General features: G+C 51.7%; 27 protein-coding genes and 1 riboswitch. Of the genes, 16 read left to right on the top strand and 11 right to left on the bottom strand.

The genetic code is table 11. The features are described 5' to 3' along the window. The first annotated feature begins 190 nt into the window (after window positions 1–190). The 4 genes from gpmI (at window position 191) to ACQY8X_RS00120 (ending at window position 5,196) form a co-directional block, all read left to right on the top strand. A complete protein-coding gene (gene gpmI, locus ACQY8X_RS00135) occupies window positions 191–1,741 on the top strand; it encodes a 2,3-bisphosphoglycerate-independent phosphoglycerate mutase (protein ID WP_428033110.1) in 1,551 nt (516 codons plus the stop codon). 36 nt (window positions 1,742–1,777) lie between these two features. After that, window positions 1,778–2,920: a murein hydrolase activator EnvC family protein gene (locus ACQY8X_RS00130; protein ID WP_428033109.1), complete on the top strand. Its 1,143-nt coding sequence runs from the start codon at window positions 1,778–1,780 to the stop codon at window positions 2,918–2,920. A 51-nt stretch (window positions 2,921–2,971) separates the two neighbouring features. Continuing rightward, window positions 2,972–4,309 (top strand): S41 family peptidase, encoded by a 1,338-nt coding sequence (locus ACQY8X_RS00125; protein ID WP_428033108.1) that lies wholly within the window; start codon window positions 2,972–2,974, stop codon window positions 4,307–4,309. An 83-nt stretch (window positions 4,310–4,392) separates the two neighbouring features. Further along, window positions 4,393–5,196, top strand: coding sequence for a divergent polysaccharide deacetylase family protein (locus ACQY8X_RS00120; protein WP_428033107.1), 804 nt, complete (start codon window positions 4,393–4,395; stop codon window positions 5,194–5,196). A gap of 3 nt (window positions 5,197–5,199) precedes the next feature. On the opposite strand, the gene slmA is transcribed toward ACQY8X_RS00120, so the two are convergent. The 5 genes from slmA to coaBC are packed head-to-tail and all read right to left on the bottom strand — an operon-like array spanning window position 5,200 to window position 9,817. After that, window positions 5,200–5,796 carry a nucleoid occlusion factor SlmA gene (gene slmA, locus ACQY8X_RS00115; protein WP_428033106.1) on the bottom strand — a complete coding sequence of 199 codons (597 nt, stop codon included), beginning with the start codon at window positions 5,794–5,796 and terminating at the stop codon, window positions 5,200–5,202. After that, a complete protein-coding gene (argB, locus tag ACQY8X_RS00110) occupies window positions 5,796–6,710 on the bottom strand; it encodes an acetylglutamate kinase (protein WP_428033105.1) in 915 nt (304 codons plus the stop codon). The genes slmA and argB overlap by 1 nt, the downstream gene beginning before the upstream one ends. After that, window positions 6,694–8,133, bottom strand: coding sequence for a phosphomannomutase/phosphoglucomutase (locus ACQY8X_RS00105; RefSeq protein ID WP_428033104.1), 1,440 nt, complete (start codon window positions 8,131–8,133; stop codon window positions 6,694–6,696). Before ACQY8X_RS00105 ends, argB begins: the two co-directional genes overlap by 17 nt. A gap of 24 nt (window positions 8,134–8,157) precedes the next feature. Further along, window positions 8,158–8,613: a dUTP diphosphatase gene (dut, locus tag ACQY8X_RS00100; protein WP_428033103.1), complete on the bottom strand. Its 456-nt coding sequence runs from the start codon at window positions 8,611–8,613 to the stop codon at window positions 8,158–8,160. Window positions 8,614–8,617: 4 nt separating this feature from the next. Beyond that, window positions 8,618–9,817, bottom strand: coding sequence for a bifunctional phosphopantothenoylcysteine decarboxylase/phosphopantothenate--cysteine ligase CoaBC (gene coaBC / locus ACQY8X_RS00095; protein ID WP_428033102.1), 1,200 nt, complete (start codon window positions 9,815–9,817; stop codon window positions 8,618–8,620). A 147-nt stretch (window positions 9,818–9,964) separates the two neighbouring features. Between coaBC and radC the strand changes: the two genes are divergently transcribed. From radC to thiC, 10 genes are all read left to right on the top strand, one after another. Beyond that, on the top strand, window positions 9,965–10,639 hold the full coding sequence (gene radC, locus ACQY8X_RS00090; protein WP_428033101.1) for a RadC family protein: 675 nt from the start codon (window positions 9,965–9,967) through the stop codon (window positions 10,637–10,639). A gap of 212 nt (window positions 10,640–10,851) precedes the next feature. Then, entirely contained in the window at window positions 10,852–11,088 is a 237-nt protein-coding gene (gene rpmB / locus ACQY8X_RS00085) for a 50S ribosomal protein L28 (protein ID WP_296056336.1), read from the top strand. 11 nt (window positions 11,089–11,099) lie between these two features. Then, window positions 11,100–11,255, top strand: a complete 156-nt coding sequence (gene rpmG, locus ACQY8X_RS00080; RefSeq protein ID WP_428033100.1) for a 50S ribosomal protein L33 — start codon at window positions 11,100–11,102, stop codon at window positions 11,253–11,255. Between the two features lie 90 nt (window positions 11,256–11,345). Further along, the gene (mutM, locus tag ACQY8X_RS00075; protein WP_428033099.1) at window positions 11,346–12,158 is read left to right on the top strand and encodes a bifunctional DNA-formamidopyrimidine glycosylase/DNA-(apurinic or apyrimidinic site) lyase; all 813 of its coding nucleotides are present in this window, start codon (window positions 11,346–11,348) and stop codon (window positions 12,156–12,158) included. Beyond that, a complete protein-coding gene (locus ACQY8X_RS00070; protein ID WP_428033098.1) occupies window positions 12,158–13,066 on the top strand; it encodes an alpha/beta hydrolase in 909 nt (302 codons plus the stop codon). The genes mutM and ACQY8X_RS00070 overlap by 1 nt, the downstream gene beginning before the upstream one ends. A gap of 43 nt (window positions 13,067–13,109) precedes the next feature. After that, window positions 13,110–15,374 carry an EAL domain-containing protein gene (locus ACQY8X_RS00065; protein ID WP_428033097.1) on the top strand — a complete coding sequence of 755 codons (2,265 nt, stop codon included), beginning with the start codon at window positions 13,110–13,112 and terminating at the stop codon, window positions 15,372–15,374. 72 nt (window positions 15,375–15,446) lie between these two features. Then, window positions 15,447–15,980, top strand: coding sequence for a phosphatase PAP2 family protein (locus ACQY8X_RS00060; RefSeq protein ID WP_428033096.1), 534 nt, complete (start codon window positions 15,447–15,449; stop codon window positions 15,978–15,980). A 40-nt stretch (window positions 15,981–16,020) separates the two neighbouring features. Beyond that, the gene (locus tag ACQY8X_RS00055) at window positions 16,021–17,073 is read left to right on the top strand and encodes an MJ1255/VC2487 family glycosyltransferase (protein WP_428033095.1); all 1,053 of its coding nucleotides are present in this window, start codon (window positions 16,021–16,023) and stop codon (window positions 17,071–17,073) included. A gap of 656 nt (window positions 17,074–17,729) precedes the next feature. Then, window positions 17,730–17,839, top strand: a riboswitch (TPP riboswitch). Between the two features lie 48 nt (window positions 17,840–17,887). Beyond that, window positions 17,888–18,700 carry a bifunctional hydroxymethylpyrimidine kinase/phosphomethylpyrimidine kinase gene (thiD, locus tag ACQY8X_RS00050; protein WP_428033094.1) on the top strand — a complete coding sequence of 271 codons (813 nt, stop codon included), beginning with the start codon at window positions 17,888–17,890 and terminating at the stop codon, window positions 18,698–18,700. 50 nt (window positions 18,701–18,750) lie between these two features. Beyond that, window positions 18,751–20,628, top strand: coding sequence for a phosphomethylpyrimidine synthase ThiC (gene thiC, locus ACQY8X_RS00045; RefSeq protein ID WP_428033093.1), 1,878 nt, complete (start codon window positions 18,751–18,753; stop codon window positions 20,626–20,628). Between the two features lie 38 nt (window positions 20,629–20,666). Here thiC and ACQY8X_RS00040 read toward each other — a convergent pair whose 3' ends face one another. The 3 genes from ACQY8X_RS00040 to ACQY8X_RS00030 form a co-directional block, all read right to left on the bottom strand. Further along, complete coding sequence (locus tag ACQY8X_RS00040; protein ID WP_428033092.1) at window positions 20,667–21,197, bottom strand: nucleoside 2-deoxyribosyltransferase; 531 nt, start codon at window positions 21,195–21,197, stop codon at window positions 20,667–20,669. A gap of 1 nt (window position 21,198) precedes the next feature. Beyond that, entirely contained in the window at window positions 21,199–21,462 is a 264-nt protein-coding gene (locus ACQY8X_RS00035; protein ID WP_428033091.1) for a DUF5062 family protein, read from the bottom strand. Between the two features lie 145 nt (window positions 21,463–21,607). Then, window positions 21,608–22,072, bottom strand: a complete 465-nt coding sequence (locus ACQY8X_RS00030; RefSeq protein ID WP_428033090.1) for an aminoacyl-tRNA deacylase — start codon at window positions 22,070–22,072, stop codon at window positions 21,608–21,610. A gap of 138 nt (window positions 22,073–22,210) precedes the next feature. Here ACQY8X_RS00030 and ACQY8X_RS00025 point away from each other — a divergent pair, with 138 nt between their 5' ends. Beyond that, window positions 22,211–22,852, top strand: coding sequence for an MBL fold metallo-hydrolase (locus ACQY8X_RS00025; protein ID WP_428033089.1), 642 nt, complete (start codon window positions 22,211–22,213; stop codon window positions 22,850–22,852). A 15-nt stretch (window positions 22,853–22,867) separates the two neighbouring features. Here the strand turns inward: ACQY8X_RS00025 and ACQY8X_RS00020 are convergent, their stop codons facing one another. Continuing rightward, window positions 22,868–23,476, bottom strand: coding sequence for a DUF502 domain-containing protein (locus tag ACQY8X_RS00020; protein ID WP_428033088.1), 609 nt, complete (start codon window positions 23,474–23,476; stop codon window positions 22,868–22,870). 338 nt (window positions 23,477–23,814) lie between these two features. After that, window positions 23,815–24,957 (bottom strand): cell division protein ZapE, encoded by a 1,143-nt coding sequence (zapE, locus tag ACQY8X_RS00015; protein ID WP_428033087.1) that lies wholly within the window; start codon window positions 24,955–24,957, stop codon window positions 23,815–23,817. A gap of 92 nt (window positions 24,958–25,049) precedes the next feature. Between zapE and ACQY8X_RS00010 the strand changes: the two genes are divergently transcribed. After that, window positions 25,050–25,784 (top strand): lipoate--protein ligase family protein, encoded by a 735-nt coding sequence (locus tag ACQY8X_RS00010; protein WP_428033086.1) that lies wholly within the window; start codon window positions 25,050–25,052, stop codon window positions 25,782–25,784. 28 nt (window positions 25,785–25,812) lie between these two features. On the opposite strand, the gene pfkA is transcribed toward ACQY8X_RS00010, so the two are convergent. Beyond that, window positions 25,813–26,817, bottom strand: a complete 1,005-nt coding sequence (gene pfkA, locus ACQY8X_RS00005; RefSeq protein ID WP_428033085.1) for a 6-phosphofructokinase — start codon at window positions 26,815–26,817, stop codon at window positions 25,813–25,815. Window positions 26,818–26,917: the final 100 nt, after the last annotated feature.

The following is a 26,917-nucleotide window of genomic DNA, read 5'->3' as shown; positions in this document are numbered from 1 at the left end:
GAGGAAAAGTGATCAATGTCGGCGATATCTGATTCAACAGAGATTTTCTTTCGAGCTCCCGGGCCGTAATCCTGGGATAATTAGCCATTACTGCGTTTTGCCAGTAAAATAGCAGGCCGTTGATCCCATGTTAAAAAGCCGTTTTAATTGACTGCATGGCAATAAAATAACTCCGAGTGAAAATATCTCTATGACTGAACAGCGATCCCCAAAAGCATTAATTATTCTCGATGGCTTCGGTGTCGAGCAGACTGAATCCAGCGCCATTGCTGCTGCTAATACGCCAACCTGGGATCGGTTGATGGCTGATGCGCCTCACAGTCGTATTGCAACGTCTGGCTTAGCGGTTGGTTTGCCTGAAGGGCAGATGGGGAATTCTGAAGTCGGGCATATGAATATCGGTGCTGGCCGGGTGGTGTACCAGAATTTTACCCGTATCAGTAAAGCGATTGAGGATGGCGAGCTATTCGCCAATGAGGTGCTGACGGCTGCAATTGATAAAGCGATCGCTGCGGGTGGGGCAGTACATGTTACCGGGTTGTTGTCCCCCGGCGGAGTGCATAGCCATGAAGAGCATCTGTTTGCGTTGCTGGAGATGGCGGTTAAGCGGGGGGCGCAACAGGTATACCTGCATGGTATTCTGGATGGTCGGGATATGCCGCCACGCAGTGCTGAGGCATCTATTATCGCGGCAGAAGCAAAATTTGCCGAGCTGGGTACGGGAGCGATTGCGACTATCGTGGGGCGTTATTTCGCAATGGACCGCGATAACCGCTGGGATCGTGTGCAACTGGCGTATGATGCGATGACTGCCGGAAAGGCCCCTTGCTATGAAACTTCAGCACTGGATGCCCTGCACAATGCCTATGAGCGTGATGAGAACGATGAGTTTGTTCAGGCCACCACGATTGTTGGTGAAGATGGGTTGCCGAAAGGGCTGGTGCGGGATAATGACACGGTAATCTGTGCCAATTTTCGCCCGGACCGTTCACGGGAGATTACCCGGGCGTTTGTTGATAGCCCATTTGAGGGGTTTGTCCGCAGCAGCACACCAAAACTGGCGGATTATGTCATGATGACCGAATATGCGTCAGATATTGCCGCCAGTTGTGCCTATCCACCGGTTAAGCTGTTTAACAGTCTGGGGGATTTTCTGGCGAAACAGGGGCGGACGCAGTTGCGTATCGCTGAAACGGAGAAATATGCCCATGTGACGTTCTTTTTTAACGGTGGTGAAGAACAGCCGTATGCTGGTGAAGAACGCATTCTGGTGCCCTCTCCGAATGTTGCTACCTATGATCTCAAGCCGGAGATGAGCGCGCCGGAGGTTACCGATAAGCTGGTTGAAGCGATCACCGGTGGTAAATTTGATCTGATCGTATGCAACTTTGCTAACCCTGATATGGTGGGGCATACGGGTAATTTTGCCGCAGCCGTGAAGGCGGTGGAAGTGATCGATCAGTGCATCTCGCGGGTGCTTGAGGCGATGCAAAAAGTGGCGGGGGAAACGCTGATTACTGCGGATCATGGCAATGTGGAGTTGATGGTTAATCCAAAAACCGGTCAGGCGCATACGGCACACACAACCTGGCCCGTGGCACTGGTGTATGATGGTCCGCGCAGATCACAGCTGCGGTTGAATGATGGTGCGCTGTGTGATCTGGCGCCAACCTTGCTGGCGCTGATGGGGCTGGAACAACCGGCAGAGATGACCGGCCATTCACTGGCTGTGCTGGGGTAGGAATCGGGGCCGTTCATTGAACGGCCTTTCTTATATATGCCGAGAACACTTACACATATTGTTGTCACTCTTTTGCTGTTGTTGCTACCGCTGCCACTTGTTGCTGTGCAGGAAAAAGCCACCGAGGCGGAGATTGTTACCCTCAAGAAAACAATTTCAAAACTGACGAAAACGCTGGGTTCGTTAGAGGGCGAGCGCTCTTCAGTGCAGCAGGAGTTGCGTCGTACCGATAAAAACATTGGTGAATTGGCGCAGGAGATTCTGCGGCTGAATGCGCAGTTGAAAGGTGCTGAGGCACGGTTACGTAAACTCGAAGAGGAAAAAAAACCTCTGCTGAGTGGGTTGAAACAGCAGGCAGCGGGGCTGGAGTTGCAGCTGCGCCAGCAATATAAGACCGGTAGCCAGCCACGCTTGCAACTACTGCTGACACAGCGGGATCCGGAACAGATCTCGCGGATGCTGCGTTACTACGACCGCATCAATAAGACTCTGAGTCAGCGACTTGAGTCGTTCCGGCAGGGATTGGTTCAGCTGGATAAGGCTGAAGAGGATATTCGAGCTGCGCAACAGGATATATTCGACCGGCGGGATCTGCTGAAAGCGCGCTCAAATGATCTGGAATCGGTACGCCAGGAACGTCGGGTTGTGTTGAGTAAGCTGGAGAAAAAACTTACAGACGGAAGTCAGCAGCTGAAATCGATGCAGGGAGATCAGCGGCGACTGGAAAAACTGCTGGCACAGATTCGTGAGTCGATCGAAAAGATTGCCATCGGTGGCGATGAGCGCTCCTTTGCTGAACTCAAGGGACGTTTACCCTGGCCGACAAAAGGAAATATTAGTCGTCGTTTCGGTAGCAACCAGGACGGTATGCGCTATGAGGGGATCCTGGTCGCACAAAAATCAGGACAGCCTGTCAGGGCGGTACATCATGGGCGGGTGGTCTTTTCCGACTGGCTGCGCGGCTATGGACTACTTACGATTGTCGACCATGGAGGTGGTTATATGAGTCTCTATGGGCATAATGAATCCCTGTTGAGGGATGTGGGTGAGTGGGTGTCTGCCGGAGACCAGCTGGCAACTGTCGGCAATAGTGGTGGCAGTAGCCTGTCGGGCCTTTATTTTGCCGTACGCTATAAAGGAAATTCTACAGATCCGCTTAAATGGCTGGCGAGAAGGTAGTCGTAGCGGTTATGCTGTTTCAATATTTAACAGATGTAAAAAGGATGAACCATGACGCTGAAGCAACAGCTAACCAGCCTGACTAAACCTCTGTTGCTGGCCTGCCTGCTGAGCGGGTTAACGGCCCCTCTGTTTGCCGCAGATGCAACATCGGATAATACTGCGGCTAAAACGATTCCACTGGAAGAGATTCGTCTGTTTACTGAAGTATTTGAGCGTATCAAAAATGCTTATGTTGAGCCGGTGGATGACGCCAAACTGCTGGAAGATGCGGTGCGGGGTATGTTGGCTGGTCTTGATCCTCACTCGGCTTATCTTGAGCCGGAAGCGTTCTCTGATCTGCAGAGTCACACCAGTGGTGAGTTTGGTGGGTTGGGTATTGAGGTGGGTCTGGAAGATGGCTTTATTCGTGTTATTGCGCCAATTGATGATACCCCTGCACAGCGGGCCGGTGTCAAATCCGGTGACCTGATTATTAAACTGGGTGATCAGCCAGTACAGGGAATGGGGCTGGCGGAAGCGGTAAAACTGATGCGCGGCACGCCCGGTTCTGAACTGGTGCTGACGGTGGTGCGTGAAGGTGAAGATAAACCGCTTGAGATCGTGGTAGTGCGTGACATTATTCGTGTTGCCAGTGTGAAACAACGTATGCTCGATGGCGGTATCGGCTATCTGCGTATTACGCAGTTTCAGGTTAATACCGGAAAAGACCTGCAATCGGCCATTGAAAAACTTAAAGCTGAGAGTGAGTTAAATGGAGTGGTGCTGGATCTGCGTAATAACCCGGGCGGCGTTCTGCGGGCGGCAGTGGAGGTGTGCGATGCCTTCCTCGACCAGGGGTTGATTGTCTATACCCAGGGGCGGGTCACTAATTCCGAGCTGCGTTACAATGCGACTCAGCGCACACTGATTGATAACAATGTGCCAATTGTGGTGCTGATTAATCAGGGGTCGGCATCCGCTTCTGAGATTGTTGCTGGTGCGCTACAGGATCAGGCCCGGGCGGTTATAATGGGCGTTGATAGCTTCGGTAAGGGCTCGGTGCAGACAATCCTGCCGCTGACCAAACAGCGGGCTTTGAAACTGACAACGGCACGCTATTACACCCCTCTGGGACGCTCAATTCAGGCCCAGGGAATTGTGCCTGATATCTATGTTGCCGAAGCTGATGTGAACCTGAAAGACTCTGGTAATTTCATCAAAGAGCGTGACCTGAGTGGTCATCTTGAAAATGCTAAAGCGAAAGCCCCGGATCCGTCTGAGGCGTTGGTGTCGATGGTCGAAAGCGACTTTCAGTTGTACGAAGCGCTAAACCTGCTGAAAGGGCTCGCCGTGGTTAAATCCGCAGCCGCTGCCCGGCAGACAAAAGCCGGCGCTAAGCCGCAGTGAAGCGAACGGTTTTTCTGTCCTACAGGCTCGCTGGATTCTATTCCGCGGGCCTTATCTTTTTGTTGGCGCTGTTGCAGCCATTGATGGCGGAAACAGGCCCGCCACGTCTGATTATTATTGTTGATGATCTTGGTAATAATCTGGAACAGGGCAAAGCAGCAATCAACCTGCCCGGGCCGGTTGCCTACTCTGTTCTGCCCCACACCCCCCACAGTGTAGATCTGGCTGAGATGGCCTATCGTCAGGGAAAAGAGGTCATGCTGCATGCACCGATGGCCAATACTGCTCATCTGCGTTTAGGACCGGGGGCGTTGACGGATACGCAGAGCCAGGCGCAACTGATAGCTGTCCTGCGGGATGATATCGCTGCAGTTCCTCATGTGTCGGGTGTGAATAACCATATGGGGAGTTTACTGACGCAACAGCGGCAGAAAATGGACTGGGTAATGTCGGTCTTGGCGGAGGAGGGGCTGTTCTTCCTTGATAGTCGAACGACCAGTGACACCATGGCCTGGAAATCAGCATACTCTCAGGGGATTCCCTGGTTGGTGCGGGATGTTTTTCTGGATCATGAGCAGACCTCCGCGTTTATTGATAAACAGTTCCGCTATGGTTTGAGACTTGCCCAAGAGCAGGGCTTTGCTGTACTGATCTGCCACCCCTATCCGGAAACGATTCGCTACCTTCAGGATGCCTTACCTAAAATTGGCGAGCAGGGGATTCAGCTGGTGGCTCCCAGCGGTTTTCTGTTTCAACAGGCCGAGGCGCGCCGCTTGGTTGAAGCCCAGCTTGCCGAGCGCAAGCTGGGGCATGAGTGTGATCGGCATGAAGGACACTGCCAGGATCACCTGGCTCAACATCCGGCTGCGAAGCCGTTGGTTCGCTGAGCCTCAGCGGCTCGCTGCTATGGCGAGTACGCTCCACTGGTCTGCCCAGTTGGCGGTTGGCCGGGCTTTGAACTCACTGCGAACAAACTGACGGATGCGCCCCTCTGCACAGGCCAGCATCAGATTGGCGGTGGCACCGGTGGGGAGTTGTGTACGCAGCCCCTCAACCTGCTCGGCAGTACGCATAATCTGTTTCAGCTGGGTTTCCATGCGTTCAAAAAACTGATTGATGCGTTGTCGCAGCCGGTCGGTTTCTCCAGAGAGCGCATCCCCGGTTAGAATCCGCGCCATGCCGGGGTTCTTCTCTACAAATGCCAGCAGCAGGGTGAGAATCTGTTCACACTGTTTCATGCCGTTGGCATCTGAACCGGTAATCATGTTGATGCGGCTGAACATGGTCTCTTCAATAAATGAGATCAGTCCTTCAAACATGCGCGCTTTGCTGGGGAAGTGGCGATACAGCGCCGCTTCCGATACGCCGACATGCTTAGCGAGGGCCGCCGTAGTAATGCGGGCCCCCGGATCGCTTTCCAGCATCATTGCCAGCGACTGCAGAATCTGCTCGCGCCGGGAGGGCTTCTCTGTGGTATCCACATCCATCACTCTTGCACCTTGCGTGATTGGTTGGTGATCAGTGTGCCTACACCTTCATCGGTAAACAGTTCCAGAATGCAGGCGTGTGCTACCCGGCCATCAATAATGTGCGCACTGGTAACGCCACATTTTACAGCGCTGAGTGCGCAGTCGATCTTGGGCAGCATGCCACCATAGATTGTGCCGTCTTCAATCAGTCCATCAACCTGTGCGGTTGTCAGCCCGGTGAGGACATTGCCCTCTTTGTCCAGCAAGCCGCTGATATTGGTTAGCAGAATCAGTTTTTCTGCCTGCATTACCTCAGCCACTTTACCGGCAACAAGGTCTGCATTGATGTTGTAGGACTCGCCATCTTTGCCAACGCCGATGGGGGCGATAACCGGAATGAAGTCAGAGTTGCTGAGCATATCAAGTACTTTGATATTGACATGATCGACTTCGCCAACATGGCCGATATCGATAATCTCAGGCACGGACATCTCCGGTGACTGGTGCTTCACCTTCAGTTTTCGTGCACCTAACAGCATGCCATCTTTACCGGTCAGACCGATCGCTTTACCGCCGTTGCGGTTGATCAGGCCGACAATATCTTTGTTAACCATGCCGCCCAGTACCATCTCAACCACATCCATGGTTTTCGAATCGGTTACCCGCATGCCATTCACAAAGTGTGATTCAATCGCCAGTTTTTCCAGTAACTCGCCAATCTGAGGGCCGCCGCCGTGGACGACAATCGGGTTGATGCCGATCAGTTTCATCATCACGATATCACGGGCAAAACTGTCCTTCAGCTTGTCATCAATCATCGCGTTGCCGCCGTATTTGATGACCACGGTTTTGCCGGAAAATTGCTGAATGTAGGGGAGTGCTTCGCTTAGCACGTTTGCGGTATTCATCGCATCTTTACGTGACAGTGGCATGAGTATCGTCTCTATCTGTAGGGTTTGTATAGTTTGTAACTGCTAACTCCGGTATTTGCAAGCCTGGCATTACCTGTTGCAGTTTCTGTTGCAGCAGTTGACTGATTCTTTGCAGCGCTGCAACCGTGAGTGCTTCAATTCTGAGGGTTAGCATCGGGGTGGTATTGGAGGGGCGGATGCCGAACCAGCCATCGCTGTATTCTACCCGCAAACCATCCACATTGCAGACCCTGGCCGGAAAAAAATCCAGCTGGCTGAACTGCGCAATAATGCGAAATTTGTCCTCGTCACTGACGGCGATATTGATCATCGGGGTAGAAGGTAGTGGCGGAAACTGGCTGAAGAGCTGATCTGCAGTCTTGTCGCTGTTGCTGAGCAGTTGCAGTAGCCGTATCGCTGCATAGAGTCCGTCGTCAAAGCCATACCACCGTTCGGCAAAAAACAGATGGCCACTGAATTCACCGCCGAACAGTGCTCCGGTTTGCCGCATCCGGTTTTTAATCATCGAGTGACCGCAGCGCCACATATCCCCTTTGCCGCCGAGTTTGTTAATCAGCAAGGGCAGGTTGAGCGAGCATTTAACGTCATAGACGATCTCTGCCCCCGGGTGGCGCAGCAGCAGATCCTGGCTAAACAAGCAGATCAGCTGGTCAGCCGTGATGATTTCCCCGCTGTTGCTGACGACGGCCAGGCGGTCGCCATCACCGTCCAGCGCCAGCCCGATATCTGCCGCAGACTCACCGACTTTGTTGATCAGGTCGACCAGGTTTTCGGCTTTTTCGGGGTCCGGATGATGGTTAGGGAAGCTACCATCGACATCGCAGTATAAGGGTAAAACCTCGCAACCAAAGCGTTCCAGCAGCCGGACAATCCAGGGGCCGGGAACGCCGTTGCCGCAGTCAACAGCAACCTTCAGCGGTCTGTTCAGTTTCTGGTCTGTCAGAATGCGTTGGAGGTAAATGGGAGTGATATCCTGTTTCTGCAGCGTACCGCTACCTTCGTTCAGCTGTCCTGAAACGATGCGCTGGTAGAGTGCAGTTATCTCATCGCCGGACAGGGTGTGTCCAGCCAGCATAATTTTAAAGCCATTATATTCGGCCGGGTTATGGCTGCCAGTGACCATCACCCCTGAGCCGGTGTTCAGCGCGTGAGTGGCGAAATATAACGCCGGAGTAGGCAGCATTCCGAGATCGATCACATCGATGCCACTTTGCTGTAATCCGGTGATGAGTGCGCGACAGAGTTCTGGACTGGACAGGCGGCCGTCATAGCCGACGCAGATGCTCTGCTGATGTCGGGCGAGGGCTTCGCTGCCTATTGCCTGGCCGATCAGCACGGTAGCGGCGGTATTCAGGCTTTGCGGATAGATACCGCGGATATCATAGGCGCGAAATATAGTTGGATTGAGGTCGGACCCATTCAACGGTTAAGTTTCCCAGAGGCTATATTAGTGGCGGCCGGAAGAGCCGAAACCGCCTTCGCCGCGGTCGCTTTCGTTAAACTCATCGACTATCTCAAAACTGGCCTGCACCACGGGCACCAGCACTAACTGAGCAATGCGTTCACCCGGTTCAACGGTAAAACTGGTTTGGCCACGGTTCCAGCAGGAAACCATTAGCTGGCCCTGATAATCTGAGTCGATCAGGCCGACCAGATTGCCGAGCACAATGCCATGTTTATGGCCCAGACCGGAGCGGGGCAGAAGCATTGCACAGAGGCCCGGATCAGCAATATGGATGGCAATTCCGGTTGGCAGGAGTTCGGTCTGGCCGGGTTCCAGTGTCACTGGCTGGGTGAGACAGGCGCGCAGATCCAGTCCTGCTGAACCCTCAGTGGCATACTGGGGCAGGGGGAACTCATGACCGATACGCGGGTCCAGCAGTTTAACCTGAAGCGTTTGCATCTGCTTAGCTTTCCTGGTTTTTTGCAATGATCTCTATCAGCTTTGCTGCCAGCTGGCGTTTGCTGCATAACGGCAGTTGTTGAACCCCGTCGCGGCTGATCACTGTTACCGCATTATCGTCACTGTTGAAGCCGATATCGCTGCGGGACACATCATTGGCAATAATCAGATCGAGATTCTTGCGTGCCAGCTTATCCTGTGCATAACTGACGACATCCCGGGTTTCGGCGGCAAACCCCACGGTAAAGGGTTTGTCAGGCCGTGCAGCAACGGTGGCAACGATGTCCGGGTTTTTCACCAGACGCAGCTCCATGATCTCTTCGTTGCCTTTTTTCAGCTTATGCTCCGCGACGGCAACGGGACGGTAATCGGCAACAGCCGCTGCGGCGATAAAGATATCGCACTCACCTATCTGTTGCAGAGATGCTGCCAGCATCTGTTCAGCACTTTCAACCATTATCCGTTCACAGCGTGGCGGTGTCTGCAGGTTCACCGGTCCACTAATCAGGGTGACTCTGGCGCCAGCATCAATTGCGGCTTCAGCCAGCGCATAGCCCATCTTGCCGGAACTGTGGTTGCTGATATAGCGCACCGGATCAAGGGCTTCACGGGTTGGCCCTGCCGTGATAAATACCCGCTTGCCCGTCAGTGCCCCCCGGTCAAACAGTGCTGCGGTCTGCTGTGCTATCTCCACGGGTTCAAGCATTCGTCCCGGGCCAGTATCCCCGCAAGCCTGTTCGCCTATGCCCGGGCCTAGCAGTTGTATGCCTTTGCGTTTTAAATCTGTTGCATTGGCTTGCGTTTGCTGATCGCGCCACATCGCCTGATTCATCGCCGGTGCCAGTACGATTGGAGCTTCGGTAGCCAGGCAGAGTGTGCTGAGCAGGTCATTGCCCTGCCCGGCATTGAGTCGAGCCATAAAATCTGCGCTGGCGGGGGCGATGAGCACCAGATCAGCCCACTTGGCCAGCTCTATATGGCCCATCCCCGCTTCTGCTTCCGGATCGAGCAGATGCAGGTGTACCGGATTACCGGAGAGCGCCTGCATCGTCAGAGGGGTAATAAACTCGGTGGCTGCGGGGGTCATTACTACCTGAACATCGGCTCCCGCACCTTTGAGTAAACGGGTGAGTTCGGCGCTTTTATAAGCAGCGATGCCGCCGGTGATACCTAAAATAATCTGTCTGTTAGAGAGTCTCTGCATACCGGGTAACTATTCATCTGCGGTAATTTGGGAGCCATACGATACCACTATCCCGAGGCGAGTTACATTCCTGCAGCGTGTTGCTGAGGGTTGGTCTACAATGACTCGGTATATTAATTTAGCAGTGATGACACAGGGATGTGAATAATGGCGATTACTGACTGGCCGGAGGCTGAGCGCCCTCGGGAGAAATTATTGCGTCAGGGGGCTGCAAGTCTGTCTGATGGCGAACTACTGGCAATTTTTCTGCGTACGGGTGTCAAAGGCTGCAGTGCTGTTGATCTGGCTCGTCAGCTGTTATTACGGTTTGGCGGTTTAAGAGCGTTAATCAAGGCGGATCAGCAGACCTTTTGCGAGCAACTCGGACTGGGCCCTGCAAAGTATGTTCAGCTTCAGGCCGTGATGGAAATTAGCCGCCGTTGTCAGGCTGAGCAGTTGCAGCGTGATTCGGCGCTGACCTCACCCGATCTGGTGAGGGATTATCTGCAACTGCAGCTCAGCGATCGCAGCCGTGAGGTGTTTGCCTGCCTGTTGCTGGATAGCCAGCACCGGGTTATCTGCTTTGAAGAGCTCTTTAAGGGGACTATCGATAGTGCGACAGTACACCCCCGCGAAGTGGTGAAACTGGCTCTGAGTCACAATGCTGCGGCGATGATTCTGGCCCATAACCACCCTTCGGGTATTGCTGAGCCGAGTATGGCGGATCAGCATATTACCCAGCGGATTAAAGAAGCACTGAGCCTGGTGGACATCCGCTTACTGGATCATATGGTGGTGGGCAGTGGCGTTACGGTTTCTCTGGCGGAAAGGGGGCTGCTCTGATGTTGAATAAAATTGTGAGCTTGTGTAGCTATCAGGGAGGTTTTTCTGTACAATGCGCGCTCTTCTATCCACCGGTACGGGTTATTGTCTTTGGTTTGGACGCACCGCCTGAGGATATTGCAGCTACCCTATTTGATTCTGGGATCGATAGCTGCCGTTCCAATAAGTATCTGATAGAAGGCTACATAAACTATTGTTAAAAGGTAATTTTCATGTCTCGAGTTTGCATGGTTACAGGTAAGCGTCCTGTAACAGGAAACAATGTTTCCCACGCACTGAACCGTACACGTCGTCGCTTTTTGCCAAACCTGCACTGGCACCGTTTCTGGGTAGAGAGTGAGCAGAAGTTTGTACGTCTGCGCGTTTCTTCTAAAGGTATGCGTATCATCGATAAGAAAGGTATCGATGTTGTGCTGGCTGACGTTCGCAAGAACGGCATTAAAGTTTAAGGAGCACGATAATGCGCGATAAGATCAAGATGGTTTCTTCTGCTGGTACTGGTCACTTCTACACCACTACTAAGAACAAACGTACTACTCCTGACAAGCTGGAAATGAAGAAATTCGATCCAGTTGTTCGTCAGCATGTTCTGTACAAAGAAGCTAAGATTAAGTAATAATCTGAGCTGATAATAAAAAAACCCGGCTGGTCCGGGTTTTTTTGTGCCCAATCGAACCGAAACCTATTACTCTGAAGTCAGTTGAATATGCCTGAATTACCAGAAGTTGAAACGACACGCCGTGGTATTGAGCCTCACATCGAGGGGCGGATAATTTCAGCGCTAACGATTCGCCAGCCTAAGCTGCGCTGGCCGGTCCCCGATCAGCTGGCAGAATGGGTTGTCGGTTGCCGCATCAGTTCAGTGACCCGGCGGGGTAAATATCTGCTAATTAACCTGCAGGGCGGTTCGGTAATGATTCATCTGGGGATGTCTGGTAGTCTTTATATGGTCTCCTCTGATCAGCCGGCGGCTTATCATGACCATGTCGACATGGTTCTCGACAGCGGTATGGCGCTACGGTTGACTGATCCACGCCGTTTTGGCTCGGTGTTGTGGCAACCCGCAGGCGAGTCACACAGTCTGCTCGAATCACTCGGTCCTGAACCGTTGAGCAGTGATTTTAATGCGGCTTACCTGCAGCAGTGTTGTGCCGGACGTAAGCAGGCGATTAAGCAGCTTATTATGAATAGCCATATTGTCGTTGGTGTGGGTAACATTTATGCCAACGAAGCGCTGTTTAGTGCCGGTATTCACCCGAAAAGGGCTGCCGGGAATATCTCGGCTGTACGGCTGGAGCGATTGGTGGATGAGATTAAGGTGATACTCGCCCGTGCTATAGAGCAGGGCGGTACTACCCTGAAAGATTTTGTTGGTGGCGATGGTAAGCCCGGCTATTTCAAGCAACAACTGAATGTATATGGTCGTGGCGGTGAATTATGCCATCACTGCAAATCCACGCTGAAAGAGATTCGTCTTGGCCAGCGATCTACTGTCTACTGTCCGGAGTGTCAGCACTAATGGGAATACTTGAACCGCTTTTGAAACCAACCCCGACAGGTGGTGAGATCTGCCCAAGCCGGGAAGACCTTCAGCGTGCCCTGGGCAGTGAATCCTATCTGGCTAAGCGTGAAACATTTCATGTGGGTGAGTTGCCGATTCATTGTGAAATTTATGAGCATAGTATTGATTCACCGGTTCTGATGTTTCTGCCGGGTATTGGCACTTATGGTGAACTCTATGCGGAGATGCTCTGGTCGCTATCGCAACGGGGTTTTAACGTGGTAGCTATTGACCCACCGGGACATGGTTATTCCGGCGGTGAGCGCGGAGTATATTCCGTTGAGTCGGTAGAGGAGTCCGTCTCCCTGGTGATCGATGCTCTGGAACAGCGTTATGACGGGCCCTATTACATCTATGGTTACTCTATCGGTGCGCTATTGGCGGTGGCAGCGGCAGAGAGAGATGAAAGGATTACGAAGGTTGTGTGCGGCACTTTGCTGACAACAGAGGTACCACCTGACCTGTTTCACCTGCTTGGCTGGCAGTGGACCTGGGGCAGCGCGATGCTGTTTCCCGGATTGCGCTTACCGTTAGCATGGATGGTCGACTATGACCATCTGCTGGCAGGTCACCCGGCAGGTATGTTGATAAACCATGACCCGATGTTGGTGTTGGATTATCCATTTAAAACCCTGGCCAGTCTTTTCAGTCATAAAGCCGGAATTATGCGGCGTGAATACCCATTTAAGCTGGCCCTGGTGCAGGGAGAGCAGGATGAGGTGTTATCCGTGGGATATAGTCGTCGGGTTGTTTATGAGGCGGTGCAGCCGATTGAGCTGATTACGGTACCTGGTGAGGGACATATGATGCCGCTGACGGCACCTCTTAAACTGGCAGGTATTATTGCTGACTGGCTGAATGCTTAGACGTTACTATGGGTTTAATCTACCTTAACGTTAAGAATTGAGTATGACGATCACTTTAAGGACGAAGTCTTTTCTGTTTATTTTCCTGGCTCTTCTGTTGGAGTCATTGCCTGTATTTGCAGGGTTAACCCTGACTCGGGAAGAGTCTGTCTGGCTGGATCAACATCGCGATTCTATCACGGTGGGGGTCGCCGTAATCCCACCCTATCTTTCCAATCGTGCTGGTGATAATCAGGTTGAGGGGTTGTCAATCGACTACCTGCAACGGATGGAGACGGCCCTGGGGATAAAGTTTCAGTACCAGATCTTTGAAAATTATGGTGCGATGATGGAAGCGGCCAGGTTGCGCTCGATTGACGTTGTCTTTGGTGTTACCAATACTGAGGCCCGCAGCCGTTATCTCAATTTCACCAGTGTCTACTCACATCTGTCGAATAAGATATTCACTCGCAAAGGTAAGTTTAAACGTGCTGAGATGAGTGATTTTGCCGGGAAGCGTTTCGCCGTGCCCCGGGACACGGCACTGGTTAACTATATCCGGAATAACTATCCGGAGATCATCCTGGTTCAGGTTAATGATCTGCAAGAGGCGTTCTCTCTGCTGGCTGTTGGTGAAGTTGATGGCGTCGGCTCTTACGCCTCTGCCGGGTACCTGTATACCGTGATGGAGGGCGTCGACAATATCAGTATCGTCGGTAGTGTCGGGTTTAATTACCATATTTCGTTTGGCTCCCGGAATGATGAGCCGATCTTGTCCGGTTTGCTGGAAAAAGCGCTTGTATCACTTACGGCTGAGCAAAAAAATGCGATTGAGCGCCGCTGGGTGCAACCTGAGGATAGTCAGCGGGTGGATATGGATACGCTTATCCACGGGGTCATTATTGCGGGATTTTGTTTGCTGCTGATTTTGTTGCTGATGGTGGTGCTCTGGAACCGCTCATTGAAACGGGAAGTTAACCATCGTAAAGAGGCCCAGAAGGAGGTGAGTTTTCTGGCCTATCATGATGAACTGACCGGTGCTTATAATCGCCAGTTTATGCTGGAAACGCTGGCAGAATATACCCGCTTGCCGAGCTCTGCAGATCAGACTACGTGTGTAATTTTGTTGGGATTAGATAATTTCAGTCTGATTAATGAGTTTCATGGCCAGAAAATGGGGGATTATGTCCTTCAGCGGATGAGTGCCCGGCTGCAGTCGCGGCTTAGTAGTGATGCTGTGCTGTCCCGCACCGGTGGTGATGAGTTTACCGTGCTGATTCGTCTCCCGGCTAACCGGACCTCTCTGAGTCATCTGGCTGACCGGCTGATTGCTGAGATCAGTCTGCCAATTGCTTATGGTGACCAGAGTTTTGCCCTGACGGCAACGGCTGGAATATCGATACAGGATGGTGATCTGGAAGAACCCCTGCGTTTGCTGGAGCAGGCAGATCTGGCACTGCATGAGGCAAAAAAGAAAAATCCTGGTAGTCATCTGTTTTACGCCTCAGAGATGAGCGTTCAGTTGTTGGAAAATCAGCAGCTGCATGCGGCGTTAAGTGAGGCGCTGACAACGGAACAGTTTTTTCTCGAGTATCAGCCCCAGGTTTTGTTAGATAGCGGTAAAGTGGTTGGTTTTGAAGCGCTGGCCCGCTGGAACCATCCAGTTCTGGGGCGGGTTCCTCCTGATAAATTTATCCCTCTGGCTGAACAGAATGGGCTGATCGTAACGCTGGGAGACCGGGTGTTGCTCCTGGCTTGCCAGCAGGGATGTCAATGGCTGAATCAGGGGCTAGAGTTTGAGCGAATAGCTGTCAATGTCTCTGTTAAACAGTTTGTCGAAGCCGATTTTGCCAGCAAAGTACTGAATGCCCTTGAGCAGAGCGGTCTGCCTCCGGAAAAGCTGGAGCTGGAGATTACTGAATCGATCTTTCTGGGTGACCGGGTGTTAGCAAAAGAGACCATGTCTAAGCTGACAAAACTGGGTATCTGTTTTTCTATTGATGATTTTGGTACCGGCTTTTCATCATTGCTTTATCTGAAAGAGCTTCCGGTTTCAAAGCTTAAACTGGATCAGGGTTTTATACGCGGTATTACTCAGGACCACTCTAGTCTGCAGATCGTCAAAGCTTCATTGCAGATGGGCCATGCGCTGAATATGGTGGTGATTGCTGAGGGGGTTGAGCATCGGCAAGAGCAACAGTTGTTAGATGAGCTCAACTGTGAGCAGGGGCAGGGCTATCTGTTCTGTCGCCCACTGCCCGCGGATGAGATTACCGCTGAATTGCTGCTTCAGGTAGAAGACGCTGTGTCCCCTGTCATTGAAGCTTAAATTGTTGTTAACCACACTGTAATAGTTTTTGGAGGACAATGTTGCCACACAGCAAACATTTGGTCCTGAACTATGAACGCATTACAGCAACGCATAGTCGCATTCGATGTCACACTGTACTACCTCTGTTTTGGTACCTGCAGACTACCGGTGATGCCGACAATCAGTCGTCTGATTTCTAAATTAGGGGATGGGGTTTTCTATCTCGTGACCGGTCTGTTGGTGGCCTGGTTAGAGCTTGAAAATGGCGTTAATTTTCTGCTCGCCGGGTTATTTGTATTTGCGATTGAGCTGCCGGTGTATATCTTTTTAAAGCGGGCGATTAAACGGGATCGCCCTTGTGACCGATTTGCCGATGTGATTCCGCAGATCACGCCCTCTGATAAATTCAGTTTACCTTCAGGACATGCCGCTGCAGCTTTTGTTTTTGCCTCGGTGCTGAGCTATTACTATCCCTCTTTGATGTTACCTGCCTATACGCTGGCGTCACTGATCGCCCTGGCGCGTGTCTTTCTCGGGGTGCACTATCCCACCGACATCCTGGCCGGTGCTGCTTTAGGTCTGACTGCCTCTGTTATCGGGTTAAACCTGATCGACCTGTTCTAAGCGCGCGTCTTTAATCGTTTCAACTGAGTCGGGATCTGCAATGAAAATACTCTATGGCGTACAGGCGACGGGCAACGGTCATATTACCCGTGCCAGAGTGATGGCACCGGCACTGGCACAAGAGGGGATTGAGGTCGATTTTCTATTTAGCGGGAGGCCGCCTGAAAAGCTGTTTAATATGGAGCCTTTTGGTGACTATCAGACCCGTCGTGGTCTTACTTTTACAGTGATCGATGGCAAGATTGATCGCTGGCGCAGCCTGGCTCAGAATAATCTGCTTCAGCTGGTAAAAGATATCAGAGCACTGGATCTGCAGCAGTATGATCTGATTATCAGTGATTTCGAACCGATAACTGCCTGGGCTGCTAAGCTGCAGAGGAAACCCTGTATTGGTATTGCCCATCAGTATGCTTTCAGTTACCCGGTTCCTGGCCCGCGTATTGGTCGGGTAATGATGCCAATGATCCGCTTCTTCGCGCCAGTGCAGCAGGGTATTGGATTGCACTGGCATCATTTTGACAGCCCGATATTACCGCCATTGATTGAGGCGCAGCCCTATCCTATTACCGTGCAGTCGGGGATGATTCTGGTGTATCTGCCATTTGAAAACCGGGAGCAGATTCGTCAATGGTTATTACCGTTCAGTGATTATGAGTTTCATGTTTACTGCGATATTGATCATCCAGAGGAGGATGAGCATATTTTCTGGCGGCCACTTTCCAGAGATGCTTTTCGCCAGGCACAGGCATGCTGCGATGGCGTGATCGCTAACTGTGGTTTTGGTTTGGCCAGTGAGGTATTACAGGCAGGCAAAAAGCTGCTGACTAAGCCGCTTACTGGTCAGCCTGAGCAGATATCTAATGCGGCAGTGCTTGAGCATTTAGGGTTGGCAGAAGTGTTTGATGAGCTGGAGGCGGATCAGTTCTATCGCTGGGCCGGGCAGTCAGCCCCAGAGCCGGTGGCCTACCCGGATGTCGCTGCCGCATTGGCCCGGTGGATACATAATGGCTGCGATCAGAGCGCTCAAGAATTGGCTGAGGAGCTTTGGCAGGGGGTGATTGCTGAGCAGCTGGCCGGGCCGGTGACGACATAGCCAGGAAGCGGAAAAAAAGACCCTCAGTGCATAGATCTGCAGCCCAGAGAAGAGCATAAAATAATAAGGACATAAAAAAAGAGAGTGCTCAGTTCCCCTTGAGCACTCTCTTTTGTTTTAGTGGCCAGATGACCGGTCCCTTATCCATTACCCTGGTGAAATCTAATCAGCATCCTGCTGACGTCCCTGTTTCCCTTTTCACCTGTCGATCATCTTTTGCCTGGTATGCCAGCCGTTTTCCTTCATCCGTGAAGGCCATCGTTCCGTCAGAATCAGTATCCTATTTCAACCCATTCGGAGCTATAGGAAAAAATCCTATTTTGCGGTGCAGCATGGCAGATACTTTTTCGGGGCAAAAATTGGGCAAAAAAAAAGAGAGTACTTAGTTCCCCTTAAGTACTCTCTTCATATGGCATCCATTTTCCATGCGGCGAATCCAAGGCATCCTGCCAGCAATCCGTGCTTCCTGTCCGCTTTTCCAGGCCATCCCCAGTTCAGTCCCGAACGTCAAAACTTCCTGAAGCACATATTGTTTGAATTACATACAGGTAGATATAGGAAAAAGTCCTATTTTTGATTATGCAGCAAATGAGTATTGCTACAGGTCAATTTTTCGCCAGAAGATGGACATGACGGGTGGTTGGACATACACTAGAGAGATCTTGTCGGGGTGCCCATTGGGCTGAGAGTTGGTATGAAAGATGACCAGTAACCCGCGAACCTGATCCGGCTAATACCGGCGTAGGAAATCGAGATAAACCGTCATACTGCCTTTGTCGTACCCGGTTTAGCTCATAATGCTGGACCGCTACCGATGTCTGAAAGAAACATTCCTATTGCGCTCACTATTGCTGGTTCTGACAGTGGTGGTGGTGCGGGTATTCAAGCTGATCTGAAAGCCTTTTCCGCTTTGGGCGTCTATGGTGCGTCTGTGATCACGGCTATTACAGCGCAGAACACCCGTGAAGTCCGGGCGATCCATCCGGTGCCTCTGCCAATGATCACTGAGCAGATCGGTGCGGTGTTTGATGATCTCAGCGTTGCAGCGGTGAAAACCGGTATGCTGGGTGACGCCGATACTGTTGCTTGCGTTGTCGCCAGCCTTGAGCAGTATAAACCCGCATATCTGGTTGTTGATCCGGTGATGGTAGCAAAAAGCGGAGATGCTTTATTGCTGGCAAGTGCGGTGGAAATGTTGAAAACCCGTCTCATCCCTTTAGCCTCTCTGATTACCCCTAATCTTCCTGAAGCAGCAGTGTTGCTCGGCTGTGAGCAACCGACCACGCTGGCACAGATGCAGAGGATGGCGGAGCAACTGCTGACTCTGGGCGCGGGTGCCGTATTGCTAAAAGGCGGGCACCTTGAGGGCAGTGCTGATGCTATTGATCTGCTCTGTGATGGTAATCAGGTCTGTCAGTTCAGCTCTCCACGGATTGCTACCCGCAATACCCACGGTACCGGCTGTACGCTGGCATCGGCGATTACAGCCGGTCTGGCGGCAGGACTGAATCTGCAGGCGGCGGTGCAACAGGCAAAAGATTACATCTATGCGGCTATATTCGCAGCAGATAGGTTGCAGGTGGGGCAGGGTCATGGGCCGTTGCATCACTTTCATCAATATTGGTGACCGGCGTTAGCCGGAACTTTATAAGAAAAACTCAAGACGCAGGTAATAAGATGACCGATAGTCAGACAGTTCTAAGTCGCAGTGCACAGGTTGATGAAGCTTCTGTGCAGCCATTTCCTAACTCCCGTAAGGTTTATGTTGAGGGTTCCCGCCCTGACATTCGGGTGCCGATGCGTGAAATTTCACTGGCGGACACGCCTACCGATATGGGTGGTGAGAAAAATGCGCCGTTGTATGTATATGATACCTCCGGTCCCTACTCAGATCCGCAAGCGAAGATTGATGTGCGCAAAGGGCTGGAGCCACTGAGGGCTGGCTGGATTGAGGAGCGGGGAGATACGCTGCAGCTGGATGGGCTGAGCTCAGAGTATGGTCGTGCCCGTGAGCAGGATCTGCGCCTGGATCATCTGCGTTTTGAACTGACTCGTAAGCCGCTGAAAGCAAAACCTGGCAGTAACGTTACCCAGCTGCACTATGCCCGTCAGGGCGTTATTACTCCAGAGATGGAGTTTATCGCCATCCGTGAAAATATGAAGCTGGCGAAAGCCCGTGCCGAGGGTGATACGGTTGCTCAGCAGCACCCGGGCCACAGCTTTGGTGCCAAGCTTCCTGAGGAGATTACGCCTGAGTTTGTGCGTCAGGAAGTTGCAGAAGGGCGGGCGATTATCCCTGCCAATATTAACCATCCTGAAGTTGAGCCGATGATTATTGGGCGTAACTTTCTGGTTAAAATCAACGGTAATATTGGTAATTCTGCACTGACCTCCTCTATCGAAGAGGAAGTTGAAAAGATGACCTGGGGGATCCGCTGGGGATCCGATACCATTATGGATCTGTCTACGGGTAAGAATATCCATGAAACCCGCGAATGGATTCTGCGTAACTCTCCGGTACCTATCGGGACCGTGCCGATCTATCAGGCGCTGGAAAAAGTGAATGGTGTTGCTGAAGACCTTAACTGGGAAGTGTTCCGCGATACTCTGATTGAGCAGGCTGAACAGGGTGTGGATTACTTTACCATTCATGCGGGTGTGCTGCTGCGCTATGTGCCGATGACGGCGAAGCGGATGACCGGTATTGTTTCCCGTGGTGGTTCTATCATGGCGAAATGGTGTCTGGCGCACCACGAAGAGAACTTCCTCTACACCCATTTTGAAGATATCTGTGAGATCTGTAAGGCTTATGACGTGTCTTTCTCGCTGGGTGATGGTTTGCGCCCGGGGTCAGTTTACGATGCCAATGATGAAGCACAATTCTCCGAACTGGAAACTCTGGGAGAGCTGACCAAGATCGCCTGGAAGCACGATGTACAGGTGATGATCGAAGGCCCAGGGCATGTGCCGATGCATATGATTAAAGAGAATATGGACAAGCAGCTGACCGAGTGTCATGAAGCACCGTTTTATACCCTGGGGCCACTGACGACTGATATTGCACCGGGCTATGACCATATCACCTCTGGTATCGGTGCGGCGATGATCGGTTGGTACGGCTGTGCCATGCTTTGCTATGTGACACCGAAAGAACACCTGGGGCTGCCTAACAAAGACGATGTGAAGACCGGTATCATCACCTACAAGATCGCGGCTCATGCTGCCGATCTGGCAAAAGGCCATCCGGGCGCGCAGATCCGTGATAATGCCATGTCCAAGGCGCGTTTTGAGTTCCGTTGGGAAGATCAGTTTAATATCGGTCTTGATCCGGATACCGCCCGCGCATATCACGATGAAACACTGCCGAAAGAATCGGCAAAGGTGGCGCATTTCTGCTCTATGTGCGGTCCTAAGTTCTGTTCCATGAAGATCTCCCAGGAGGTGCGTAACCTGGATGAAACTCAGATTGCTTCAATGCAGGCGGCAGAGCAGGGGATGCAGGAGAAATCTAAGGAGTTCAAACAGAGCGGTGCTGAGATCTATCATAAGGTGTAACGGCTAAGATCTGTCGCGTTTTCAATAAGCCGCTGATCTCAGCGGCTTTTTTGTATCTGTTGTAACACCCTCTCAAATAGTGTCAGATGGTTGTGCAGATTTTCTGTCAGCGCCTCTGAGATGAAACCACCGAGCTGATCTGTGGCACCCACCATCATCAGATTATCTGCCATGGCGAAAGACTCGATGCTAAAGCCCCTGGCGTCGCAGGTATCGCCTTCAATCCGGTCGCTGTAGGCACGGCCATCGAGAGAGTAGCCCCAGACCGGTTTATTCTGGGCGCTCATATAACCCATCTCAAAAGCGGTTCCCACATCCATGCTTGGCCCTCTGAACGGCGTCATGTTTGCGATGATCATGTCGCTCTGGTTCATCAACCCGATGTTGGCTTGATAGATTGTCAATCCAGCGTTAAACGGGGAAAGTTCAGACAGGTCTATTTCGTTATCCAGAGGGAAGTGACCGATAAAGCCGTATTGCTGACACAGTTGCTTTTTGGCTGCACCCAGTTCGGCTGCGTTGGGCCAGAAGACATCCGGGCCTGCCAGATAGATTGACAGCTGTGACATGTTAATCTTCCAGCAGGGGGTGGCCTTTGGGGAGTTGACGGCTGATCCACAGGGCCAGTTTGTGTTTCATGTTGGGTTCGTTTTCCTCGCCTTTCGCCAGAGGCTGAATCAATTTATCCAGCACCAGTAAAAGGTAGATCGCTTTGATCTTATCGCTGGCACTGTCGGTTGCTTCAATCTGCCCGGCACCCCGTTTCTCCATATAGACACCGCCAATGCGGATTGCCTCTTTGACCAGTTCAGCTTCATGCTTTAGCTTTTTCATCGCTCTCTCCAACAGCTTTTATAGGGAATTGGCTGCCACTATCGCATAGCTGCCGGAGCGGGGTAAATATAATAAAGGAGATTTTATCGGGATGGCATAACCATCCCGATAGGGTTGCAATCTAAGAAATCAGCGTGGTTGTGTTTCAGTGGCTGATCATTCCATGGGGCTTTTCAGACATCACCTGTTTGAAGGTGGATTGAGAGAAGCAGATAAGATCCTGATGATCTCCTGCCTCCATATAGCAGTCGGGTTCATCGGCCAGATGATCATCCCAGATCACTTGCATGTTGTAAGCCTGTCCCAGAGCTGGAACCGCGCCACTGTTGCAGTCCCTGAAGAGAATTTTTACGTCCCGCTGGGCCGCTGGAGATAGTACCCGTCCCATTTGCCGATTGATTGCGTGCAGGTCAACCCGCCGGTCAGATGGCACAACGGCCATCAGGAAACCTTCGTCATCTCGAAGTACAACCCCTTTAGCCATGCGACGAGCGGGAACATGGGCCGCAATGGCGGATCTGAGCGATGTTTCCGTATACGGATGACGCAGCAGGCGGTAGGGGATCTCTCCCTGGTTGAGAAATTTTTGTACAGTGGGAGATACAGACATCTAAATAACCTCCTGACAGAGTGAACTGTCTCTTCTGAAGTCTGTTGTCGGCCAGCGTTGATAAACGGTCTGGCATATCGAAGGATAGTTCAGAAATAGGTATACTGCGGAATCACTTTGTCAGTATGCGGCGTCATTATGAAATACAGTATTATTCCCGTTACCCCATTTCAGCAAAACTGCACTTTGTTGTGGTGTGAAACCTCTAAAAAAGCGGCGGTTGTTGATCCGGGCGGTGATATTACCAGGGTGATGGCAAAACTGGATGAACTGGGATTGCAGCTGGAAAAAATATTGCTGACTCATGCCCATATTGATCATGCCGGTGGTACTGCAGAACTGGCTAAGCTTACGGGGGTGCCGATTGAGGGGCCGCATCGTGGTGATCAGTTCTGGATCGATGGCTTGTCACAACAGAGTCAGATGTTTGGCTTTCCTCAGGTGGAGATATTCACTCCGGATCGTTGGCTGGAGGATGGTGACAAGGTAACCGTGGGAAATGAGACCCTGGAGGTGCTGCACTGCCCCGGTCATACACCGGGACATGTGGTGTTTTTCAGCCCTGAGAGCCAGCTGGCACAGGTGGGCGACGTTCTGTTTCAGGGTTCAATAGGCCGTACCGACTTTCCTCAGGGCGATCATGCTACCCTGATCAGTTCTATTCGCAAGAAGCTTTTTCCATTAGGCGATGCGGTGGCGTTCATTCCCGGGCATGGTCCGATGTCCACCTTTGGTCAGGAGCGTAAAACCAACCCTTTTGTCAGTGATTCCCGGGGATAGGCCCAGGTTAAACCGCTAGTTTACTTTATCCGGAGTAACAGACACACCGCCACTGACGATAAAGGTCGTTACCTTCCCCGCACTGACATCCAGAGGAACAACCTGATCCCGTGGCACGATGATCAGGTTGCCGGAAAAGTTGTAGGAATCTGGCAGGTAGACTGACACATCATCGCCGAGGCCAAATCCATTCAGATCTTCGCAGGTTAGAAAGCCCATCACTTTGATGGTTTTTTCCTTGTTCAGATACACCAATACCGGTTTATTAAAACTCTTCTGGTCTCCCAGCAGCGCCTGAAACAGATCTTTCAACGAGTTGTAGAGTAGTTTCACTAAGGGGATTCGTTCCATCAGTGAACCGATGATATTCATCAGAAAGCGGGTCAGATAGAGAGAGCCCGCGATACCGGTCAGGGTTATGATGGTGACCGTCAGCAAAATGCCTAGCAGGGTTTCGGTGAGGCCCGGTTGAAGGCCAGGAATAAAGTAGCTGATGAGTGAACCTACCGCCGAGAACAGCGTCTCATTCAGTGCGGTAAAAATCAGAAAAACCAGATAGATTGTCAGCACGAATGGCAGCAAAATCAGCAGCCCCTGAAAGAAAAAACGCAACGCTGTCTTCATGAAAATTATTCCTGTTGAGCCCCGGTTATGACCGGTAGCTTAGCTGTAATAAACCTCATGCATCACCTGATGTGGAGGCGCTTGATGAATCAGATCAACTATGGTGATTATCGTATGACTGCATGGGGCAGGTATATGGTTCCTAACCGTTGAATACCCGAGCCCAGAATCTATCACAAGGATCTTAAAGTTACGATTTTCCATAACGCAGGTGAACCCGAGATAGCACCTTAACATCAGGTGATCGTCGTATCTGAAGAAGCGATCCTGCAGTGCTTTGAGCTGGGCAAGTTAGGGGTTGCCACCGATCTTTACTAAAGGCCCCTATATTTAGCCAGTTAGCTTATCGGTGGTCGCTGCTGGTACTCCAGTGATTGCATCTCCGACAGGCGGCTGAAGGTACGGGCAAATTCAAAGATCAGGCTGCCTTCCATATAGAGTTGCTCCAGTGGCACTTCAATACTCAAGAACAGATTAACTCCCCGGTCATAGAGTTCATCGACCAGGCTGATAAAGCGTCGGGCGGGATCATCCATATTGCCTAACAAAACCTGACGTTCTCCGGCTTTTACCGCCTCACTGCCATCTTCGGTGCCTCGCGCCTTAATTTGCTCGTGGCTGCGACTGCCGAGTAACGGCACCTGACTGACAAAGATGTGGCTGAAGCGGTTCGCAAGGTCGATGTAATCCATCTGGCTGCGGGCGCCCATACATAAGTGTTCAAAATCGAACCAGATACAGTCGTCACTAACCGCTCGGACGGGGATGGGGCGTTGCAGCACTAAAACTTCACTAACACGGGGGTGCGTGTTGCTAAGTGCAATATAACACTGGGCTAGTTGCTGTTCATGGTCAGCATTTGCTGCGTCGTCCGGGTAAAAGATACACGGTGCCGGTGTCAGTGTCCGCAACCGGTGATCAGTTTCCCCTGCGAGGTTGAAGACCCTCATCTCTTGCATAATCATCGTTATGATCGGTTTGACCCGATCCTCAAACAGAGGGTCTTTACAGAGTTTTTCCGGTGGCCGGTTTGAGGTGGTAATCAGAATTACGCCCCGTCTGAGCAGTCCTTTAATCAGCTTGCCAAGAATCATCGCATCGGCGATATCATTGAGGAAAAATTCGTCAAAGCAGATCAGTCGGTAGCGGCGGGCAAGTTTTGCCGCGATCAGCTCCAGCGGGTCTGCCTGGCCTTGCAATTCACCAAGCTGCTGGTGGATCTGGGCCATAAAACGGTGAAAGTGATGGCGTAGCGCGGTGTTGTCAGGCAGGTGCGCAAACAGCAGGTCCATCAGAAATGTTTTGCCGCGACCGACCGGCCCCCAGATATAGATTCCTTCAGGTCTGGCACTACGGGGACTGCGCTTGAGAAATTGATAGATCTGGTTAAGCTGTTCCACCAGTAACCCTTGGTCCGGGTCTGACTGATAGCCATTGCTGGAAATCGCTTGCTGATAAATGTTGATAAAGTCGTTCTGCATCACTGAGGTTCCGTTGCTGACAGTGACATGATAATAGTTTTACCCGGGTAAGAGATAGGTTAATCTTCCAGCCTCTGACGCAGGGGGAATGAATGGTAAACAGTTTACAGCCGCTGGTTATTGGCTCAATGCCTGATGAGCAGCAGCGAATCAGCGAAGTACTTGAGGCCGGAGTGACTGCGCCTCAGGTGTTGTTCTGGCAATACGATCAGGCCGCAGTCATTATGGGATGTTCGCAACGGCCGGATGAAGGCCAGATGTCGCGTGCTGCGAGGGCAGGTTTACCTCTGTTACGGCGGCGTTCGGGGGGTGGTGCTGTGCTGGCGGGCCCCTGGATGCTGAGTGTTACGGTGTTCATTCCCCCTGATCATCCTGTGGCAAAACACAATATTATTGAGATCTTCTCCTGGCTGGAGCAGATCTGGATCGATACCTTGCATGTCTGTGGTGTGCCTTGTAAGGGCGTTGATCAGGCGATGATTGATCGCTCTAAAGTACTAAGTCAGCAACAAAACTTGAAATGGGCCTGCTATGCAGCACTTTCCCATGGCGAGGTGGTCAGCGAGGATGGTCGAAAGCTGGTGGGTTTGGCGCAGATTCGTAAGCGTAAAGGTGTCGCTCTGGTCAGTGGTCTGCATCTTTACCCCTCTGACTGGAGTCTGCTAAGTTCGGTTGTGGTTGACAATAACCAGCAGGGCAGTGCGCTGGAGCGACTCAACAGTGATGCACAGAGCTTGTCCGGACGGAGTGCTGAAACACTGCTGCCCGAACTGATCCGTACGTTTGCTGAGCATATACCCGATGATTTTATCCAGAAAACCGATTAAACGGTTTTCTGGACGAGTATCCCCGCGGTTATTTATGCAGCAGTTGAGCCAGTTCAACCAGTTGGGGGTTAAGCGGCTTTCTTTTTTCCATCACGTCTAACAGTGGCGTTGCGGTAATCTTACTATCGATCATGCCGACCATGATATCAGTGAACCCCGCTAACAGATAAGTGACAGCCGCAGCGCCCAGGCATGATGCCAATACCCGGTCGTGGCCGGTTGGCCTGCCACCCCGTTGTATATGACCCAATATACAGACCCCCGGCTTTTCACCATGGGTTTCCAGCTGATTAGCCAGGCGGTAAGTAAGCCCGGGGCGGGGGCCTTCTGCAACCACTATGATTCCGCTGCTTCCCCGTCCTTCGGCTCGCTGGTTTGCCAGTGAGAAACACAGAGCATCCAGTTTGAAATCAATTTCAGGCACAATAATCATCTCGGCACCACATGCCACCCCGACCTGTGAGGCGATATGGCCAGAGTTGCGCCCCATCACTTCAACCAGAAATATCCGCTCATGGGACACCGCGGTATCACGGATTTTATCGATCGCTTCCAGTGCCGTATTGAGTGCGGTATCAAAGCCGATAGTATCCTCAGTGCCATAGATATCATTATCAATGGTGCCGGGTAAGCCAACCACGGGAATGCCTGTTTCATGGGTCAGCAGGTGGGCGCCTGTCAGTGAACCGTCTCCGCCAATAACAATCAGCCCGCCAATACCGTGCTCTTTAAGAATCTCTGCGGCCTGATTACGCACCACAGGATCTTTAAACGCCTCGCAACGGTCACTTTTCAGAATGGTACCGCCGCGTTGCACAATGTTAGTGACATCGCTGCTTTTAAGTTCAAAAATATCACCAATGATAAGCCCGCTATAGCCCTTATTAATGCCAAAAACGCGCACCCCCTGATTCAGTGCGGCACGGGTAACGCTGCGGATCGCTGGATTCATTCCCGGTGAGTCGCCACCGCTGGTCATAACTGCTATTGCTTTTATATCAGTGTTTTTCTCTATATTCGGGAGGCGATACATAGCTGAGTTCCGACAGTTTAATTTCGTTTAATATTATGCAGATGAGGATATTAGACAACTGTTTTTCGCCGCTCAGACGGGGAGTCTCTGGCAACGCATC

Origin of the sequence: Amphritea sp., from assembly GCF_050300915.1 — a bacterium.
Classification (GTDB): Bacteria; Pseudomonadota; Gammaproteobacteria; order Pseudomonadales; family Balneatricaceae; genus Amphritea.
Note: the sequence above shows the minus strand (reverse complement) of the source record. Positions and strands in the feature narration are given on the sequence as shown.